The following is an 18365-nucleotide window of genomic DNA, read 5'->3' on the forward strand; positions in this document are numbered from 1 at the left end:
ATTTTCAGCAAGGATATGGTGATTTTTTGTGAATTAAAATATGCATTGCTCAATTTTATCGGAGATAAAATCTTTGCGTCTTAAAAACAATGTCAAATTCATTTTTATTGCGCCTTTGCATTTTCGTATTTAATTCAGAATTCTAAATCTGATTTAGATTCCTTCGGAATGACACATTACGAATATTTTCTCTTTTTTTATTTGATGAAGAAAGTTAAGAATTTATTCCCAAAATCTGCTTCATCTGTATAATCTGCGAGATTTTTAAATTAATGATTTATATTTTCATTGATATTTTTACACTTTATTCTGCTTCAAAAGCATCATCAGAATCACAGGAATTCCAAATACAGAGTTTATCACATTCAATGGAATCTGTGTTTTTTCTGCAATAACAGAGAAAAAAAGCATAATCATCATTCCCAGAAACATATTAAGAATCCATTGCTGCCATAATTTCGAGGGATTATACACCAGTCTGCAGAAATGAGGAACAATGATTCCAATAAAAAGAATAGGTCCCAAAAATGCCGTAACAGAAGCGGATAGGAGAGAGGATGCTACGATGATTAAAAGTTTCAGCTGCTTCAGATTCACTCCTAAACTTTGTGCATAGGAATTGCCCAGTGAATTTCCAATGAGCGGTTTTATCGCTCTGAAACAGATAAATATTCCGATTAAAACTAAGATAAACAGTACATAAATTTGGTTTCTCGTTACCATATTATTTGCGCCGAAAGACCATAAAATATAGTTTTTCAGACTCTGGTTTTCCGCATAAAATTGCAACAGAGATACAATGGCACCGGCAAAAGCAGATACCAAAAACCCGAAAATAATAAGATAGGACTTGTCCTGAAATCTGTTAGACATCGACAGCAGGATCAGCATTAACAGTAAACTACCTCCAATAGCTGATAAACTGAGGAAGCTGTTCTGTAAAAACTCGGGCAGTAAGATATTATGGGAAAAGAAAATATAAAAGGCGACTGATAAACTGGCGACTGAAGTTATTCCCAATATATCAGGCCCAGCCAGCGGGTTTTGAAAATATTCCTGCATCAGAAAACCCGAGGTTGGAATAGAAATCCCAGCCAGCATCATTACGAGAACACGGTTGATACGGATTTCAGCAATCTGGCTGTGCGCAGAGTCCTGAAAGAAATCCTGAAAGCTTAAATGTAAAAATCCTGTGTTCAGATTAATGACAGCGCTTATAAGAATGGCGATCACAAATAATAAACACAGGATTTTAAATCTTTTTGACATGATTCAGAAAGAGTTCAGTCTATTTTATTTTAAAAAAGAATCAATTTTTGAATTCAAAACATCTTCCGTCATCATTCCAAGATATTCATCGGTTTTATCACCTTTTCTCATGAAAGTAAAAGGAATAGAACCTCCGTCCCATTGTTTGAAATTATTGTGAAAGAAGTTTTGATCTAATTTTTGCCCATCCAGTAAGATAATACTGCCTCCCAATTTATTCTCGGTAGCAAAATTCTTAACAGCACCAGACCAATCTGCTTTATCATCAAGGTTGACGAAAGTGAACTTTACAGGTTTACCTTTCAATTCCTCCATTTTACTTTTAAAACTCGGAATTTCTTTCATACATGGGCCACACCAGGTTGCAAAAAAGTTGGTTACATATAACGTATCATTATTTTTTGCCAAATGCTGGCTTACGTTTTCAGGAGAAAGTTCTTTGGGGATGGCTGTACTTCCTTCTGTTTCTGTAGTTTGAGATACAGAAAGAGAATCTGCAGCTGGGGTATTTTCAGTTTTCTGACCTTCTTTTTTACAGCTGTACAGTGCAGTAAGAAGTAACATGGAAAAAATTATCTTCTTCATAAATTATTTTTTATCTATTTTTGAATTGAAGTTATGGAACAACAAATCTATAAAGGGAAACTGATACAGTTTCATCCGTTAAAAATAGCGAAAAAGGAAGAGCTGACCAAAAATACTTTCTCTCTGGAGTTTGATATTCCTGAGAATGTAAAGGAAAATTTCAGGTTTGAGGCCGGGCAGTTTGTCAGTATTCGATTTCAATCACATGGGAAAGAGGTTATTAATGATTATTCAATGACTTCAGCTCCTTATGAAGGGAAAATATGTCTGGGGATAAAGGTGAATTCCTCTGAAGGAGCTACTTCGCAGTTATTTCAAAATTATAATGTTGGTGATGAGCTTTGGGTAAGTGAACCTTCCGGGAGATTTACAATCGTATCCAAACCCAGCGAATTCAGGACTATTGTTGCTTTTGCAGCCGGTATTGGAATTACCCCTATTTTAAGTCATTTCAAAAATATTCTTCATAACGAACGGAGAACGCGGTTGTTTTTATTTTTTGGAAATAAAAGTTCAGAAGATTTAGTCTATCGCGAACAGCTGGATAACCTGGCCAGAACATGTGGGGACAGGCTTCAGATATTTTATTTCTTTTCTCAGGAAAAAACGGCAGATCAGTTTTTCTATGGCAGACTGGATGAGAAGAAATTACATCTGATCATCAACCAGATCCTTCATTTGGATGATACAGATGAAGAATCTACCATTTGGGATGCGGTAGATGAAGTATTGATATGTGGAAAAGGTGAAATGATCAAGACATTGGCCAATGCATGTTATCACCACGGAATTCCGAAAAAGAACATTCATTTTGAACTTTTTGAAGAATTTAATGATGATATTTATCCTGTAGAAAAAGAATTTCCTCTGATTGAAAATATTGAGGTGGAATTTACCATGCTGGGAAAAAATTATACAACTCAGCTGCCTGATAATAAGGACAAAATCCTTCAGCAGCTTCTGATGCAGAAGTTCCCTGTACCTTATTCCTGCAAGTCGGGAATCTGTGGAAGCTGTGAATGTTCTTTGGAGGAAGGAGAAGTGGAATTGCTGGAGAATGAGTATCTTACCGAAAAAGAGGAAGAGCAGGGCCATATTTTAGCTTGTATGTCTATTGTGAAAAGTAAAAAAATAAAGCTTAACTTTGATCTTAGTTGAGAATTATTAGGAACATATTTAACCTTGGCTTTATATCACTGGAATTGGGAATTCTGATGATATGCTTCTGTAATGTGTGGGTTTTCGGACTTACCAACGGGAGAACCTATACCAAAATCTCAAAAATTCCGCCAAGGGAAATTGCCTTGGTTCTGGGAACCTCTCCAAAAATGAGATCCGGAAAATCCAATCCTTATTTTACGAAAAGAATGGATGCCACGGCACTTCTTTATCATCATGGGAAAATCAAGAAAATTATAGTAAGCGGGGAGAAAAGCAAAGGTTATAACGAGCCGGGAGCAATGAAAAACTATCTGATCAATCAGGAAGGAGTGCCTGAAGATATTATTGTGGAAGATCCGAAAGGCTTTAATACCTATAAAAGTATTCTCCGTTGTAAGGATGTTTATAAGAAGAAGAATGTCATTATTGTATCTCAGGGATATCACAACCTCAGAGCATTGTTTTTTGCAAGAAATAATGATATGAATGCCTTGGGCTTTGATGCGCAGGATGTCACAAAACCTGAAAGCTTCTACAGAAACCAGACGAGGGAAATCCTCGCCCGTGTGATTGCTGTAGTCTATTTTATTTTAGGCGTTTCTCCGGACTAGAATGGATATCCGAACGCTATATTAACTGTTGGTTTGAAAGGCTGGATGTTTTTGAATCTCCATCGGTCGCCTTCAGGTTTATTCGGGTCATAGATCTTATACGCAAGGTCAATTCTTGCCGTAACGTAAGCAATATTCAATCTTAATCCGAATCCACTTCCGATACCCACTTGTTTCCAGAACTTACCGAATTTAAATTCATCCCCATAGCCGTCATTATAGTTACGAAGACTCCATGTATTCCCAATATCGGTAAATAACGCTCCTTCGTAAGTTTTATTGAAAGGAATTCTATATTCAATATTGGTGGTAAGCTTTAAGTTATCTGTCATATAAGTACGAACCCTTTCATCCACCTGAGAATCGGCAGGACCTAATCCTCCAAAAGCTACCCAGGCTCTGATATCATTGGAACCACCATTGAAATAAGACTTGATGATAGGCATATCCTGAGAATTTCCATAAGGTATTCCTACTCCGATAAACTGACGTAATACCAATGTCTGGTTTCCGTTAAACTTGAAATATTTTCTCGTATCAATATCAAATTTTATAAACTGTGCATACGGCAGTCCGAAAATGGTTCTTTGCGGGCCAGTAACAATACCTCCGCCATTATCTTTTTTATTGAATAAACTCAGGATGTTACCTGCAAGCTCCACTTTTCCGTTAAAATAAAACGCGTTGGGATATTCTTTTTTTCCGATTTCACTGTATACAAAGTTATAAATCATGGAAGAAATAAGGACATCCTGGGTTTGTCTGTCTTTGTTGACCAATGTTCCGGTAAATGCCGTTAATAGATCTCTTCCCTGTTGATTAAGACTTCCACGGTAAGCATCATTCTCGATAATCTTTTTGGAAACCTCATCCACGCTAAGCTTTCCATCTCTATAATCTTGTCCGGTCTGCGCAGTTTCAGGGCTAAACATAAAATAATTTCCAAAAACTTCATCTTTTACCCTTCCGTCATTCACAAAGTAGTCATAGTAGGCATCTTTGTTTTTTGTCAGACTGACCTGAGTATTAAATAAAGTAAGCTTATGATATACCTGATCGTTAACACTTGCCTGGTAGTTCAATCCCGTATTAAAAATTAACCTTCCCAAACCGATATTATTCTGTATTGATGCCCCAAGCAAAATAGATGATGTAGGCGTATAGCGTTTTGGAATGAATTTATAATAATTAAAAGGAAGCAGCAGCCGTGGAAAGTTCAGGGATGCCTGAGCTGAAATTTCGTATGCCGCAACTCTTTTACTGATATCTTTTGTACTTCTGATAGAACCAAATGTCCCTGAAAGGCTGGTAGAAAGGTTTTCTGCTCCTCTGAAAACATTTCGGGTAGTAAGGTCCACAGAAGGAGAGATCCCCAGATTTAAAACCTGAGAATAATTAATATCTGTTCCCACTTTTAGCTCATACTTTGGAAGTGGTTTCAATACATATAAAACATCAACAATGCTGTCGTTAGGAGATGTCATTCCGCCTTGTCTCAGGGAGTCTCTGGCTTTAACGATGCTGAAGTTATTCATCGATAAAAGATTTCTCTTGGTAACGTCCAGTTTTGTCTGGTCAAAGACCTTTTTACTGTCCGGAATAATAGCTCTCCATACCGATGAAAGTTTATACTTGTCATTCACCGTATGGAATCTTATTCTTCTTAAGCTGTCTTTTTTGGTGTTTTTAGGATAATCACCAGGTTCATCCACAATGGCCACATCGATATTTCCAAAGGTGGCTATTTTATAAGGAGTATCCAGTGAATCTTTATGGATTTCCAGTGTTAAAGGAACCTGCTTTCTGCTTTTAAGTGAATCTGCAACGAAATAAACTTCATCATTGGAAGCATTGAACCTGTAGAAACCAAACTCCCTCATCAGATCCGTAATCCTGGTAACTTCTCTTTCCAAAACGGTCTGGTCAAGAATCTGTCCTGATCGCACAAGGCTTCTGTTCAGATTATAGTTGTAATATCCTTTGATCCCCTGATCCGGAATATTATAGAAATAGTCCTTGATACGTGTAGGATCATTATGCTTGATCGAATAATTAACAGTAGCTTTTTTGGAAGCAGAATCCAGCGTGTGTTTAAAGTTGACATCTGCATCCCAATATCCTCTGTAGGTAAGTCTTTTCTTAATAGACTCAGCACTTTTTTCACTTCTTGTCTGATCAAGAATGACCGGCGGTGTTCCCCAATTGTGAAGTAAGCGGTCGAAAAGAAGACTTTTCCCGACACTGCTTTTCATATTATATTTAAGGAATAATGAATCTCTCAGCTTCTGATTTCTCATTTCACCGGGATAAGTCATATATTCGTTAAGGATGGTATCATATTTCGGATCTGCCATATTATAAAGGAGTAAACTCAATGGCATGAAAAGAAACTGCTTTTTGTTGGGTTTTTGCTGAATATAATCTTTGAGCTCCTCATCGAAAAATACCCTCTTATCTTCGAACTCTAAATTGTTCTTGGTAAGCAGGTATTCGCCCTCAGGAACTTTTTTTGTCGTACTACAAGCATAAAGGAGACCAACAAATGTTGCAAATGAGATAATTTTATAATATTTTTGAGGAGAATTCTTATAATGCTTACAGCTCATACAATAAAAGTTTTACAATCTTTAGATAAAAAGAAGTTCAGACAAAAATACAATTTGTTTTTGGTTGAAGGTAATAAAATCATTTGTGAACTTTTTAATTCTAACTTTAAAGTTAAAGAAATATTGTCAACCGATCCACAAAAATTGGACCGTACTGACATCCCTGTTACCCATATCTCTGAAAATGAATTAAAAAAAATCAGTTTTCTAAAAACACCAAAAGATTCCGTGGCGGTATGTTATCTTGCCGAGGAAGAAAAATGGGAAGATAAGAATATACAATTGGTTTTGGATGGACTCCAGGATCCTGGAAATCTTGGAACCATTATACGGTTGGCAGACTGGTTCGGGATTGAACAGATTATCTGCAGTGAAGATACTGTAGATGTATACAACCCGAAAGTGATTCAGGCAACCATGGGATCTTTTACCCGGGTAAATGTAGTATACACTGATCTTGTGGAATATCTTTCTAAGACAGAGAATGTAAATATCGGAACGGATATGGAAGGAGAGAACATCTATACTTTTGAAAAACCGGAAAAGATTAATCTCATTTTAGGAAACGAAGGAAACGGAATGAGACCGGAAACAGAAAAACTTTTACAAAAAAGTATCAGCATTCCGAGGTTTGGAAAATCCCAGTCTACAGAAAGCCTGAATGTATCAATGGCTGCAGGGATTATTTTAGGACAGCTATTTTCAAAATAGAAAATCAGAAACCAGAGGTTGGAAATTATTGTAAAATTTTACTGAATAATATCTGGCACCTGGTTTCTGATATCTGATTTTTATATCAATTGTTCCATACTTGAAACACTTTTGTTTTTCTGATAAACCTCCATCTTTTTTCTGACATATTTCAGTGCAATAGGAGCAAGGTAGATCAATGCCGCACCAATCAGTTTTTTCTTCCAGTTGGAACTTTTCATATTCTTTTTGGCGTAGTTTCCTACGATAGCAGTAACTCCCAGCTTTACCAGGCCGTCTGTAAGATTTCCTCCCTTGAAGGCAGAACTTGCAATTCCAACAGCTGTATTTTTGCTGATCAGCAGATCTTTCACCTCTGAAGTAAGCTGCTTGGCAATAACGTCCTTCCTTAGAACTACTTTTTCATCACCGTCTTCATCAACCTTTTCCTGAAGATATTGATCAGTTAAACCATTGGTAAACGCACTCAGGCTTTCTTTTGTATTTTTGAAGGTAAGAAGATTTTCCAGATCACTTATTTCATCCTTAAGCAGTTTTTTCTTTCTTCTTAATTCTTCTATGCTCTCGTATTTTCTACCCATAGTTTAATGATTTAAAAATTTAATAACCTGATCTGCAACAGTATTGACAATCTTTGTTTTGAAGGCAACCACAAACGCCATTACCAGCGCATAAAATGCTGCCACAATTAAGAATCCATAGGAATAATTATCCAGTGCTTTTCCAATAAGGAAAGCAATTCCAAAGTTGAAAAGGATAATAAAAAAAGCAAAAGCAACAAGCAGTACTACAAAGTAGGTAATGAGCCCGGCAGAAAGTGACGACTTTTCAGTCGCTTCAATTTTCAGAAGATCGATTCTCTTGGAGGCGTATTCTTTAATAGTTTCTATCATTGTTTTTTTTTAAAGTTACAAAAAAAGGAACTTTCGCACAAAAGTTCCTTTCTGTAATTTACTTAAAAAGTTAAATTACTTATTTTTTCAGATCATTCAGTTCTGCTTCTACATCTTTTGCCAAATCTGCAGTTTTAGAAACAATCTGATCTTTGTATTTGTCATATCCGTCTTTCACAGTATGGGCTACGCTGTTAGCTGTTTCCTTGAAAGTAGAAGAAATATTGCTGTACTGGTCTTTCACTTTTTCAGAAACCTCTCCGTATTTATTTTTTGCCTGATCTTTAAGATCGTTTGCTTTGGTTTTGATTTTTTTTCTGGTTTCTTTACCTTCTTCCGGTGCGTATAACATTCCTAAGATTACACCTGCCGCAGCACCTGCAAGAAGTCCTGCCAATATACCTGCTGTATTATTTCCTTTTCTAGACATTTTAAGTTTTTTAATAATTAATAATAGATTAGTTTTTACAGTAATAAAACTTACAATTTGTATACCAAAGAAGGCGCAAAGCCTATTAAAAATTGTTAAATCTTTTCGATGTGAGATAAAATAAGCTCTATGGTTTCCTCTTTGGTGAGTGCGGAATTATCAATTACAGTAGCATCGTCAGCCTGTTTCAATGGGGCTATTTCACGCTCACTGTCGATCTTGTCACGTTCTATAAGGTTTTGTTTTACCTGTTCCTTATCTGCTTCAATTCCCAGACCTTTCAGTTCCAGAAACCTTCTGTTGGTTCTTTCATCAATACTGGCAGTAAGAAAGAATTTATAGTCTGCATTTGGCAGAACTACTGTCCCAATGTCACGTCCGTCCATAATAACACCGCCTTTTTCTGCCAAAGTGCGCTGTGACTGCAGTAAAAAGTCTCTTACTTCTTTCTGTTTGGCAACAAGGCTTACATTATCAGATACGATATTGGTACGGATTTCCTTGGAAATATCAGTGTCATTAAGGAAAAGAATAAGGGTGCCGTCGTTATTTTTAAATTCAAGTCTGATCTTATCAAAAGAGGAGAACAGTGTATTCAGATCAATCTCACCGTTTTCATTCAGACAATGCTGCAAAGCATACCAGGTAACTCCTCTGTAAAGCGCTCCTGTATCCATATGAATAAGTCCCAGTTTATCCGCAATGATTTTAGAGATAGAACTTTTTCCGGTAGACGAGTACCCATCGATAGCAATTACAGGTTTTTTCATACTGCAAATTTCAAGATTTTTTTTAGAAAATCAAGAAGAAGTAAGAAAATTTCGGAATAATTAAGAAATTTCCGGTTAGGAAGATTATTCTCCTCTGTGGCTGGAAAGGTCCATGGAAATTCCTATCTGATTGACATTTGAAGAGTTGTGATATCTTACGTGGGCATAATCAATACGGAATCTGGAAACTTTCACTCCAAATCCTGCAGAAAGTCCCGAGAAGTTTCTCTGATCGGCAACCGCCAGTTCATTTCCTCTTTTTACATTATATCCCAGTCTGATATTGAAATTCTTTTCCGGAAACAATTCTGCTCCCAAAGAAAAGTGGTCTGCGATCTTTCTTCCGGCACCTACTTTTTGCCCGTCCAGATTTTCTTCTGAAGAAATATCAAACTTCTGAAGATCGTGTGCAGTAATGGTGATGGCAAGAGGGAAGTTCTTGATGATTTTGGTATATCCGAGATCGATTCTGAAAGGAAGATTTTCTCTTGTCCCATTAAAGGATTTCAGCTGAAAGCCGAAATTTCTCATTACAAGCGAAACTACTTCTTTATTCTTTTTATTATGATAGGTAATTCCCGCTGTTCCTGAGATCGCGGAAGAAGTATAGTTGTCAATTTTTGAGGTAATGAAATTAAGTCCTCCACCAATCGTCCAGTCTTCTTCAAACTGGTAGGCATAGCCTGCACCAATAGCGACATCTGAAGCTTTAAATTCTCCGTTTTCGAAACCGCTTTCATCCGTCCTCGGAATACTTCCGTAGCTCATATACCTGGCATTGATGGTAGCCATATGGCCATTTTCAAAGTCTTTGGCATAAGCAATCGTTCCGTATTTCGAGTCGGCAAGGTAGGCCGTTGCGTTTACAGAAAGCTGTTTGTCAGAATCTTTATTTAAAAGGGCAGGGTTTGCAATAGCAAAGGAAACATCATAATCTCTTACCGAAATTGCATCGCCGCCCAAAGCAGCCTGTCTTGCAGATACAGGTACATTTAAGAACGGATAAACGTTTGTTCCTGTTTGCGCATAAGAAACAATTCCTGATAGAAATAATGAAAAAATGATAATTTTCTTCAACTCAATTTATAATTAATGCAAAAATAATCCTTTTTCGTACTTTTCAAAATATTTCTGACATTATTTCTATTTAAATATTTTTCTTTTATCAATATCATTAATGATTATATTTGCAAAATCAAATTCCGGGGAAACCCGTACTAATAAAAAGTTACTTAAAAATAAAAGATGAAATATAAAAGAATCCTTCTGAAACTGAGCGGTGAGGCCTTAATGGGAAACAGACAATACGGTATTGATACTGAAAGACTGCAGGAATATGCATCTGAGATCAAAAAAGTAGTTGAAAAAGGCTGTGAAGTAGCGATCGTAATTGGAGGAGGAAATATCTTCCGTGGTGTAGCAGGAGCTGCAAAAGGTATGGACAGAGTGCAGGGAGATTATATGGGAATGCTGGCCACTGTAATCAACGGAATGGCTTTACAGGGAGCATTGGAAGATGCAGGAATCAAAACAAGACTTCAGTCTGCTATTGAAATGGATAAAGTAGCTGAACCTTTCATCAAAAGAAGAGCGGTAAGACACCTTGAAAAAGGAAGAGTAGTAATCTTCGGAGCAGGTACAGGAAACCCTTATTTTACCACGGATACAGCGGCTACATTAAGAGCCATCGAAATCGGAGCTGATGTAATCTTAAAAGGAACAAGAGTAGACGGAATCTACGACAGCGATCCTGAAAAGAATGCAGATGCTGTAAAATACAATTCATTATCTTTTGATGAAGTATTTGAGAAAAACCTTAAAGTAATGGATATGACTGCATTTACTTTAAGCCATGAAAATAAATTGCCAATCATTGTATTCGATATGAACAAAGATGGAAATTTAGAAAAAATCGTAGACGGAGAAAATGTAGGTACTTTGGTTAATTTATAATCAAGGTAAGCCCTAAAAAATATAAAAACACCTGTTACAGTAATTGTGACAGGTGTTTTCATTTTAACACTAATCTCAATTATTTATCCGCACTGGCATTTTGTGTGATATTTTCCTTTTCAACCAAAACATAACGGGAAGAAATCCACCCAATGATCTGATCGATTATTTTCAGAATCATCTCCAATTCGGTGACAGCAGTTACGCCCGGTACCAGCTTCACATCTGGTTTTGGTAATGGCTGTTGTAAAATAAGACCATTCACTTGTGGATTAGATCCTTCCGCAGGAATACCATTATACATTCCCACATGCTGTACTGAGAGCTGAAGCATATAGTCCTGCAAATTCTCAGGGGGCGTTTTGATGCTAACCGAAGAAGCACTGGAGTGTTGGAGCTGGCCCGGAAGCGATTGGTTTTGTATTCTTGTATAGCTGGCTCCTGAATTTGAGGAATCATCAATCGCCATCTTTTGTAAAGCGTTTAATAAGGAGGCCGTGAAAAATGTAGGAGCTTGCCCATAAATCGTTGCAATTTTCCCCAGTTCCGATACCGGCCATGCATGAGGAACAACGTCCAGATCGTTCCAGTGCATGGTATTCCAGCTTTGGTAAGTACCTGTTTGTTGCTGCCATCCTGGAGGCAATGGAGGGAATTTACTATTGAACAGATTGGCGAATGCTGCCTCACCTGGCGTTGGCCCGGCGGTAGGATATACAAGCGTTACCCCGAAAGCATCCAGATCTTTATTCTCTTTCAGATAAAGGGCAAGGGTAGGAGATAGTGCTCCGGCAAGACTGTGTCCACAAAATATAATGGCCGTACCCGGATCCGGATTTAAGCCTGCCAGAAACTGTTGGAGTGTGGTATTGGGTGAAGCTGCGGATGGAGGACTTTCAAGCCCGAGAAGGATACTTATACCAGTAGCAGTTCCCTTTGAAATATAAGGGTCAGTGCCATTATACGCTGATGGAGTGAAATTGGAAGGGTTATAAGTCGTCCAGTTGACCACTTCCGCAACTGAGAAATCTTCTGTTTCCCAATCGTAAAGTGATGAAGGATTAGTGGCAGCAATAGCCACAACGTAAGTCGGTAATGTAGGACCTCCCGGAAATGCGACAGCATTAGACTTTACAACATATAATGCATTGTCTGCAACACCCGTAGGAACTCCCTTTTCATTTTTTTCTTCGATCAGGGCAGGTCCCCAGACCAGATCCCAGTTTCCTAATTCCGATACGGCTGAAGGATTTGCTGTGGAAGGTGTTTTCTGATCCATTATTTTAACCGGAGGAACATTGTTAAAATAATAGGATAAATCATACTGAAGCTGTTGCTGCAGTTGGATACCAAAACCGTTGTAGTTTCCGGCACGGTTGGCAAGACCTGCCATACCGAAAACTTGTTGGTAGGCATCTAAAGATGGATTTGTCATGATGTGATTGGTTTAAAATAAGGTTAAAATTTTTAATTGAAAAGACTAATACATTCCGTTTTTTATGGCAAGCATTCCACTTAAAATACCTGCCAAATCTTTGTTTAAAAGAGCATAGTAAAGGACGTTATTAAAAATGATATCACACTAAGTAGAAATAACCAAAATATTCGGTAGGTATTTGTACCTGAAGTTTTTTTTACTTTCGGTTGAAGTATAGATGAGCGTGGACAAGATGCAAGAGGAATAAATTAAGAAAATGTCAGTTACGCAAAAGAAATTGTAAAAATCCAGTATAAATATTTTTATATTAATTTTAATTTCATTAGATTAGAGATAATGGTACTATTGCCAGAATTAAAAAAATCTCGAATATGGAGCAGAGTATTTATGGTCATATAATCAAAGTGATCGAAGTGGAGGGAAGAGAAAGTTTTCCCTATGAGGAAATGGCTAAATTGTTTGGTTTAAAGTCACAGCAATATCAACAATTAGCGAAGAAAGCTGGAGGTTATAAGTTGAGGTCGCTTATAACGAAACAGACAATATTCTTCAATAAGATTTAAGTTTAATAGCCTTCTCTTTGAGAGGGCTTTTTTATATTTCCTCAAAACGAAAACTATGATATTATTGACTTTGACAACCGAGAAAATATTTTTTTTAACAGATGTTAGCAAAACAGTAATACCTTTGTTTGCAGCAATAGGAGTACAGTGATGGGATCTTACCTCAGCTATTGGGGACGATTTTAAAAAGTTTGTGACGAGCAAACGTTATTTTTAAGCGATCTAACGAAGGAAGATTTATTCATTTTGCCTAACGATTCCAGATGACTTTCAATTTTGTTTGCCTGTCCTATTCAAAAATATCAACGTTTTCACAAAATACAGAATGCAGTCTTACCAGAATATGGAAATAATCGTTATTTTTGCAGCACTGAATAGTAAAAAATAATTTAAAATAGTAAGGAAACCCTGATGTTTGCGGTGTTTTTGGATTTAATTAATTGATATTCAGTTGAATTAATAGATGTGTAATTTATCAAACTTTAATATAATAATGGAAGAATTAGATCTTATATTAGAATCTGTAAAACAAGACATGGATGCAGCGGTAAAGCACCTGGATCACGCATTTCAAAGAATTAGAGCAGGACGTGCTTCTACGGCAATGGTTCAGGATGTAATGGTAGAATATTATGGAGCAATGACTCCTATCAACCAGGTTGCGAATGTTTCTGTTCCGGATGCAATGACAATCTCTATTCAACCTTGGGACAGAACGGCAATCAATGCGATTGAAAAAGCGATCATCAATTCCAACTTAGGTTTTGCACCTTCTAACAACGGGGAAAACATTATCCTGAATGTTCCGCCTTTAACAGAGGAAAGAAGAAAGGAACTTGCAAAGCAGGCTAAAGTAGAATCTGAGAACACTAAAGTAACGGTAAGAAACGCAAGACAGGATGGTTTAAAAGAACTTAAAAAACTGGAAGGAGTTTCTGAAGATGTTGTAAAAGGTGTGGAAGAGGAAATCCAGACGTATACAGATAAATATGTAAAACTTTGCGACGAGCATCTTAAAACAAAAGAAGCTGAAATTATGAAAGTATAATTTTCAGTTTTGAAAATATTATGAGAGAGGTTTCTTTTGAGAGGCCTCTTTTTTTTGTGATTTTTTACTATGACATTTCACTTTTTACAATGCAATACATTCTTATTCCATACGATATTGTTAAGTATTTACGTTCATTCATTATATTTAATGAATTATTCCTGACGTTTAATTAAAAAACAGGAAACAGATACTAAAAATGATGACAAAAATAATCGGGGTAGGAAATTATATCCCATCGGAAACAATAACCAATTTATTTTTTGATAAACATGTTTTTCTTAATGAAGAAGGGATATTATTGAAAGAGAATAATGCCTCCATTACGGATAAGCTTAAAAAGATTACGGGTATTGAAGAAAGAAGATATGCGCATAGTACACAGGTTACTTCGGATCTGGGGCTTATTGCGGCGCGTGAAGCCATAGAAAATGCAGGTGTTGATCCTGAAACATTGGACTATATTATATTTGCGCATAACTTCGGGGATGTTCGTTTCGGAACCGTTCAGTCTGATACGGTGCCCAGCCTTGCTGCAAGGGTTAAACATTTATTAGGGATCAGAAATAATTTCTGCGTAGCCTATGATGTTCTTTTTGGATGTCCGGGATGGATTGAAGGGGTCATACAGGCTCATGCGTTTATCAAATCCGGTTTGGCAAAACGATGTTTGGTGATTGGGGCAGAAACACTATCCCGTGTGGTAGATATTCACGACAGAGACAGTATGATTTATGCGGACGGAGCAGGAGCGGCAGTTCTGGAAGTAAATCAGGATGATGATGCCGGGATCAGGTCTCATTTATCAGCTTCTTATACCCTTGAAGAGAAAGACTATCTGTATTTTGGAAAATCTTACAACAACGAAAGATGCCCGGATACCCGATACATCAAGATGGATGGCAGGAAAATTTATGAATTTGCTCTGGTCAATGTTCCGGATGCGATGAAAAGATGTCTTGACAACAGTGGATATTCCATTGATCAGTTGAATAAGATTATCATTCATCAGGCGAACGAAAAAATGGATGAAGCTATTGTGAACAGGTTTTATCAATTATATGGAAAACCGGTTCCGGAAAACATTATGCCTATGGTTATTCACAAATTGGGAAACAGCAGTGTAGCGACAATTCCTTCTTTGCTGACGATGATTTTAAAGGATGAACTGGAACATCATAAAATCAAAAAAAATGATATCGTATTATTTGCGTCAGTAGGAGCAGGGATGAATATTAATGCTTTTGTGTATCAGTTTTAAAATATAAAAAAGAGATTGGCTCAAAGGTCAATCTCTTTTGTTTTTATAAACATTGTATTGAGCCTTTCTGGTCTTTATGTTTTAATAGAGATTGGTAGCTCTTAAAGATTTCATCCACATTACACCTGATTTCTTTTCCCGGAATCGTATCCGGAGCTGTTTTTTCTTTCTGGTCAGATTTTATGCTGTATTTCTTTTCAAGACATTTCAGCGGCTGATTATTCTGAAGGTAGATACGGGTTTCTGTAATATCATCTTTTGTCACTGGTTTTTCGGGTGTGCCGCCATCAAAATTCCATACCGTCTCCTGTCTGAAAATAAAAAATGGTTTCCCGTCTTTTATAAAATATTTTTCAGATGCCGAAAAATGACTGTGTTCTGCATAAAAATGCTCTATTACTTTAATTTCATCCTTGTCAGAATAAAAAATTACTTCTCCTGAAGGTTCATCATTACAATCGTAATTGAATTTTGAAGAACCCAGCTTTTTAGTTTCCAACTGAGTCTGAAGGACAGCATATTGTTTTTTGATCTGATCAATAGGATCCTGTGCAAGGTTGGTGTGTACAGAATCCTTTTGCATTACAAAGGTATCCCTGGAAACAGATTCTTTATAGGACGTTTTCTCTTTTTCATTTTTACAGGAAGCCATAAGAATCACGCCTGCTGTCAGAAATAGGATTTTCATATGATAATTTGTTTGGTGGCTGATAAAAGTACAAAAAAATTAACAGCATGAATTATTGATATAGAATCGTATAAAAAAAGCTCCGGAATTTCTCCGAAGCTTTTAATCTTATTTTTACAATCAGAATTATTGATATCTCTGATGTTCTTTACTTTTTGTAAATCTTTTGGTGATGGGTTTGAACAATGCTTTGTATTTTTCTGCATCAAACAGTTGTGAATCTGTAAGGGCTTTATAAGTCATCCAGACTCCAAAAGGAAGAAGGATCAGGTTAGGAAGCCAAGCTGCCAGATAAGGATTCATTTTTCCGCTCCAAGACATGTTTTCTACCCCAACATTCATTACATAAAAGATGATGAAAATAACGATAGCGATGATTACCGGAAGTCCCATTCCTCCTTTTCTGATGATAGACCCTAAACTCGCTCCGATCAGGAAGAAGATGATACATGTTACAGAATACGCAACAATTCTCTGCTGGTAAATAACGACTTTACTGAAGTATTTTACGTTAGAACTGTATTCATTCTTTTTAGATTCCAAAGTAGATTTCAGGTTGTCAAGCCTGTTATAGGAATTATAAATGATTTCCAGTTTTTTATCCCCTTTTACGGTGTCCAGTTTGATCTGGGTTTTCGGCGCTACTTTATGTTTATTCCCTTTATCCATGTAGGTAATCACAGAGTTGGTCTGGTTAAGAACCTCGGATCCTATATTATCAAAGAACTGCTTATTGTCTTTTTTGGTTTTTGTAATCGTTCCGTCAAGCTGATTGTAGGTCTGGAAACGGTAGTCATCGGTAATCTGTTCTTTTTCGATGGCTTTATTAATGATTTCACTGATGTCAAAGTGAGATACCAATGTATCAAACTTAATCGCCTGGTCAGGTTGTTTTAGCCTTACATTATCACCTTTTCCGGCAAAAGCATCTTCAAATACATATCCGTTATACAGAACAAGCTTTAGAAAGTTTTTATTGGCTGCCGGAACAAATTTCCCTTTTTCAGCCACTACAGATTGCTGGTTTTCGTAAGCATTGGCTTTTTTATGAACAAAAACGCCTTCAATATTTTCTCCGTTTTCCCCATAAATTTTATCAAATTTTACCATATAACCTGGAATCTGATCAATAAACTGTCCCGGAGTAAAGTTGATAGCCGGTTTCGTTTGGGCAATATTGAAAAGCATGTTCTTGGCTTTCTTCTGAAAATCCGGAATAATATTGTTGGAAAAGAAAAACAACATGATAGCAAGTGCCGTGGAAATTCCAAGCAATGGAGTCATTACTCGCGTTAAAGGAATCCCTGCGGCTTTCATCGCTGCAAGTTCGTAACGTTCTCCAAATTCACCGAACGACATAATACTCGCCAGAAGGATCGTAAGCGGGAGCACCATACTGATGACGTTTACCCCAAGATAAAAAAGAAGTTTAAGGATTTGCCAGTAGCTCAATCCTTTTCCCATAAACTGTCCCAACTGTACCCAGATAATGTTTACAATAAAAATGAAAAACAATACGCTGAATATAAAGAAAAACGGTCCAAAGAAGGTTTTTATGATATATCGGTCTAGTATTTTTAACATGCGCCAAAATTAATCAAAAAGCCACAAAGTTTACTTGTGGCTTTTTATATTTTGTTATTTTTTTAGCTTTAAAAGTAAATTTACTTAGTTGTGAATTCACTTTCAGCTTTTTAAAGTTCTGTAACGATGTAGTTTTTAAACTTATTTTTGTCAAAAACAAACATATTGGGATCCAGCTCCTGGTTTTCTTTATACTCTTTAATAGCAATTACAGCAACATCTTTGTTGTTTCCATGCTGTTCCAGTTTTACCATTTGCTTTTTCGCTGAATCTACAAAAAGGTATACGTATTTTATTCCGTTCGCTTTTACCGGAGTCAGTTTAATAAAGTCAGCATTCACGCCGTTTACCACTTTCTTACCATTGTAAGTTACATTATAATCGTTTCTATAGGTGGTAAGGTAGTTGATAGGGGAGAACATGGTGCTGCTTCCGTTCGGTTTAGCAATGGTTACTTCCATATCATCAGCATTGATGTTGTAAATTTTATTACCATCAAAGATCTGCTCGGTATCCATGATCTTCAGTTTGTATTTCTCTCCTGCTACGTAATAAATACCAGGTTCTGTTTTTGTCACCTGTCCGTTAAGACCGCTTCCAAAAGAAAATTTGAAGTAAGAATTCTTTTTAGAATTGTAGTTGGCTGTAATATCATCCAATATCTTTTTAGCTTTCGCATCAATCTTCTGAGCGTTGGCCATACCTACTGCACCTACAACAAAACTTCCCAATATAACTTTTGAAATAATATTTTTCATTTTCTTAATTTAATAATCATTAGATTTTCTTTAATT

At 36.6% G+C, this 18365-nt stretch carries 18 protein-coding genes; 6 read left to right on the forward strand and 12 right to left on the reverse strand.

Going from position 1 to position 18365, the window contains the following annotated elements; genetic code table 11:
• Window positions 1-297: 297 nt before the first annotated feature.
• Together RAH34_RS20640 and RAH34_RS20645 are read right to left on the reverse strand one after the other, a co-directional pair.
• The gene (locus RAH34_RS20640; protein ID WP_306597368.1) at window positions 298-1269 is read right to left on the reverse strand and encodes an iron ABC transporter permease; all 972 of its coding nucleotides are present in this window, start codon (window positions 1267-1269) and stop codon (window positions 298-300) included.
• Between the two features lie 24 nt (window positions 1270-1293).
• A complete protein-coding gene (locus RAH34_RS20645) occupies window positions 1294-1854 on the reverse strand; it encodes a TlpA disulfide reductase family protein (RefSeq protein ID WP_306597369.1) in 561 nt (186 codons plus the stop codon).
• 33 nt (window positions 1855-1887) lie between these two features.
• Between RAH34_RS20645 and RAH34_RS20650 the strand changes: the two genes are divergently transcribed.
• Together RAH34_RS20650 and RAH34_RS20655 are read left to right on the forward strand one after the other, a co-directional pair.
• Window positions 1888-3012, forward strand: a complete 1125-nt coding sequence (locus tag RAH34_RS20650; protein ID WP_306597370.1) for a flavin reductase family protein — start codon at window positions 1888-1890, stop codon at window positions 3010-3012.
• 56 nt (window positions 3013-3068) lie between these two features.
• Window positions 3069-3626, forward strand: a complete 558-nt coding sequence (locus tag RAH34_RS20655; RefSeq protein WP_373427997.1) for a vancomycin high temperature exclusion protein — start codon at window positions 3069-3071, stop codon at window positions 3624-3626.
• On the opposite strand, the gene RAH34_RS20660 is transcribed toward RAH34_RS20655, so the two are convergent.
• Window positions 3623-6232 carry a BamA/TamA family outer membrane protein gene (locus RAH34_RS20660; protein WP_114822149.1) on the reverse strand — a complete coding sequence of 870 codons (2610 nt, stop codon included), beginning with the start codon at window positions 6230-6232 and terminating at the stop codon, window positions 3623-3625. The two genes, RAH34_RS20655 and RAH34_RS20660, sit on opposite strands and share 4 nt — an antisense overlap.
• Here RAH34_RS20660 and RAH34_RS20665 point away from each other — a divergent pair.
• A complete protein-coding gene (locus RAH34_RS20665; RefSeq protein WP_047431087.1) occupies window positions 6218-6943 on the forward strand; it encodes an RNA methyltransferase in 726 nt (241 codons plus the stop codon). The two genes, RAH34_RS20660 and RAH34_RS20665, sit on opposite strands and share 15 nt — an antisense overlap.
• A gap of 80 nt (window positions 6944-7023) precedes the next feature.
• Here the strand turns inward: RAH34_RS20665 and RAH34_RS20670 are convergent, their stop codons facing one another.
• From RAH34_RS20670 to porQ, 5 genes are all read right to left on the reverse strand, one after another.
• Window positions 7024-7524, reverse strand: coding sequence for a phosphoribosyl-ATP pyrophosphatase (locus RAH34_RS20670; protein ID WP_114822148.1), 501 nt, complete (start codon window positions 7522-7524; stop codon window positions 7024-7026).
• Window positions 7525-7527: 3 nt separating this feature from the next.
• Window positions 7528-7836 (reverse strand): phage holin family protein, encoded by a 309-nt coding sequence (locus RAH34_RS20675; protein WP_034694332.1) that lies wholly within the window; start codon window positions 7834-7836, stop codon window positions 7528-7530.
• A gap of 79 nt (window positions 7837-7915) precedes the next feature.
• Window positions 7916-8266, reverse strand: coding sequence for a YtxH domain-containing protein (locus RAH34_RS20680; RefSeq protein WP_047431084.1), 351 nt, complete (start codon window positions 8264-8266; stop codon window positions 7916-7918).
• Window positions 8267-8361: 95 nt separating this feature from the next.
• The gene (cmk, locus tag RAH34_RS20685; RefSeq protein ID WP_306597371.1) at window positions 8362-9036 is read right to left on the reverse strand and encodes a (d)CMP kinase; all 675 of its coding nucleotides are present in this window, start codon (window positions 9034-9036) and stop codon (window positions 8362-8364) included.
• Window positions 9037-9120: 84 nt separating this feature from the next.
• Entirely contained in the window at window positions 9121-10113 is a 993-nt protein-coding gene (gene porQ / locus RAH34_RS20690) for a type IX secretion system protein PorQ (protein ID WP_114822146.1), read from the reverse strand.
• A gap of 168 nt (window positions 10114-10281) precedes the next feature.
• Between porQ and pyrH the strand changes: the two genes are divergently transcribed.
• Window positions 10282-10989, forward strand: coding sequence for a UMP kinase (gene pyrH, locus RAH34_RS20695; RefSeq protein WP_114822145.1), 708 nt, complete (start codon window positions 10282-10284; stop codon window positions 10987-10989).
• A 79-nt stretch (window positions 10990-11068) separates the two neighbouring features.
• Here the strand turns inward: pyrH and RAH34_RS20700 are convergent, their stop codons facing one another.
• Complete coding sequence (locus RAH34_RS20700; protein ID WP_114822144.1) at window positions 11069-12424, reverse strand: hypothetical protein; 1356 nt, start codon at window positions 12422-12424, stop codon at window positions 11069-11071.
• Between the two features lie 1059 nt (window positions 12425-13483).
• Between RAH34_RS20700 and frr the strand changes: the two genes are divergently transcribed.
• A complete protein-coding gene (gene frr / locus RAH34_RS20705) occupies window positions 13484-14038 on the forward strand; it encodes a ribosome recycling factor (protein WP_114822142.1) in 555 nt (184 codons plus the stop codon).
• A 199-nt stretch (window positions 14039-14237) separates the two neighbouring features.
• On the forward strand, window positions 14238-15299 hold the full coding sequence (locus RAH34_RS20710; RefSeq protein WP_306597372.1) for a 3-oxoacyl-ACP synthase III family protein: 1062 nt from the start codon (window positions 14238-14240) through the stop codon (window positions 15297-15299).
• Window positions 15300-15342: 43 nt separating this feature from the next.
• Here the strand turns inward: RAH34_RS20710 and RAH34_RS20715 are convergent, their stop codons facing one another.
• From RAH34_RS20715 to RAH34_RS20725, 3 genes are all read right to left on the reverse strand, one after another.
• Window positions 15343-15987: a hypothetical protein gene (locus RAH34_RS20715; protein ID WP_306597373.1), complete on the reverse strand. Its 645-nt coding sequence runs from the start codon at window positions 15985-15987 to the stop codon at window positions 15343-15345.
• Window positions 15988-16113: 126 nt separating this feature from the next.
• Window positions 16114-17571 carry an LptF/LptG family permease gene (locus RAH34_RS20720; protein ID WP_114822139.1) on the reverse strand — a complete coding sequence of 486 codons (1458 nt, stop codon included), beginning with the start codon at window positions 17569-17571 and terminating at the stop codon, window positions 16114-16116.
• Between the two features lie 110 nt (window positions 17572-17681).
• Window positions 17682-18329, reverse strand: a complete 648-nt coding sequence (locus RAH34_RS20725) for an outer membrane lipoprotein carrier protein LolA (RefSeq protein WP_047431065.1) — start codon at window positions 18327-18329, stop codon at window positions 17682-17684.
• Between the last annotated feature and the right edge of the window lie 36 nt (window positions 18330-18365).

Source organism: Chryseobacterium sp. WLY505 (assembly GCF_030846215.1).
GTDB lineage: Bacteria > Bacteroidota > Bacteroidia > Flavobacteriales > Weeksellaceae > Chryseobacterium.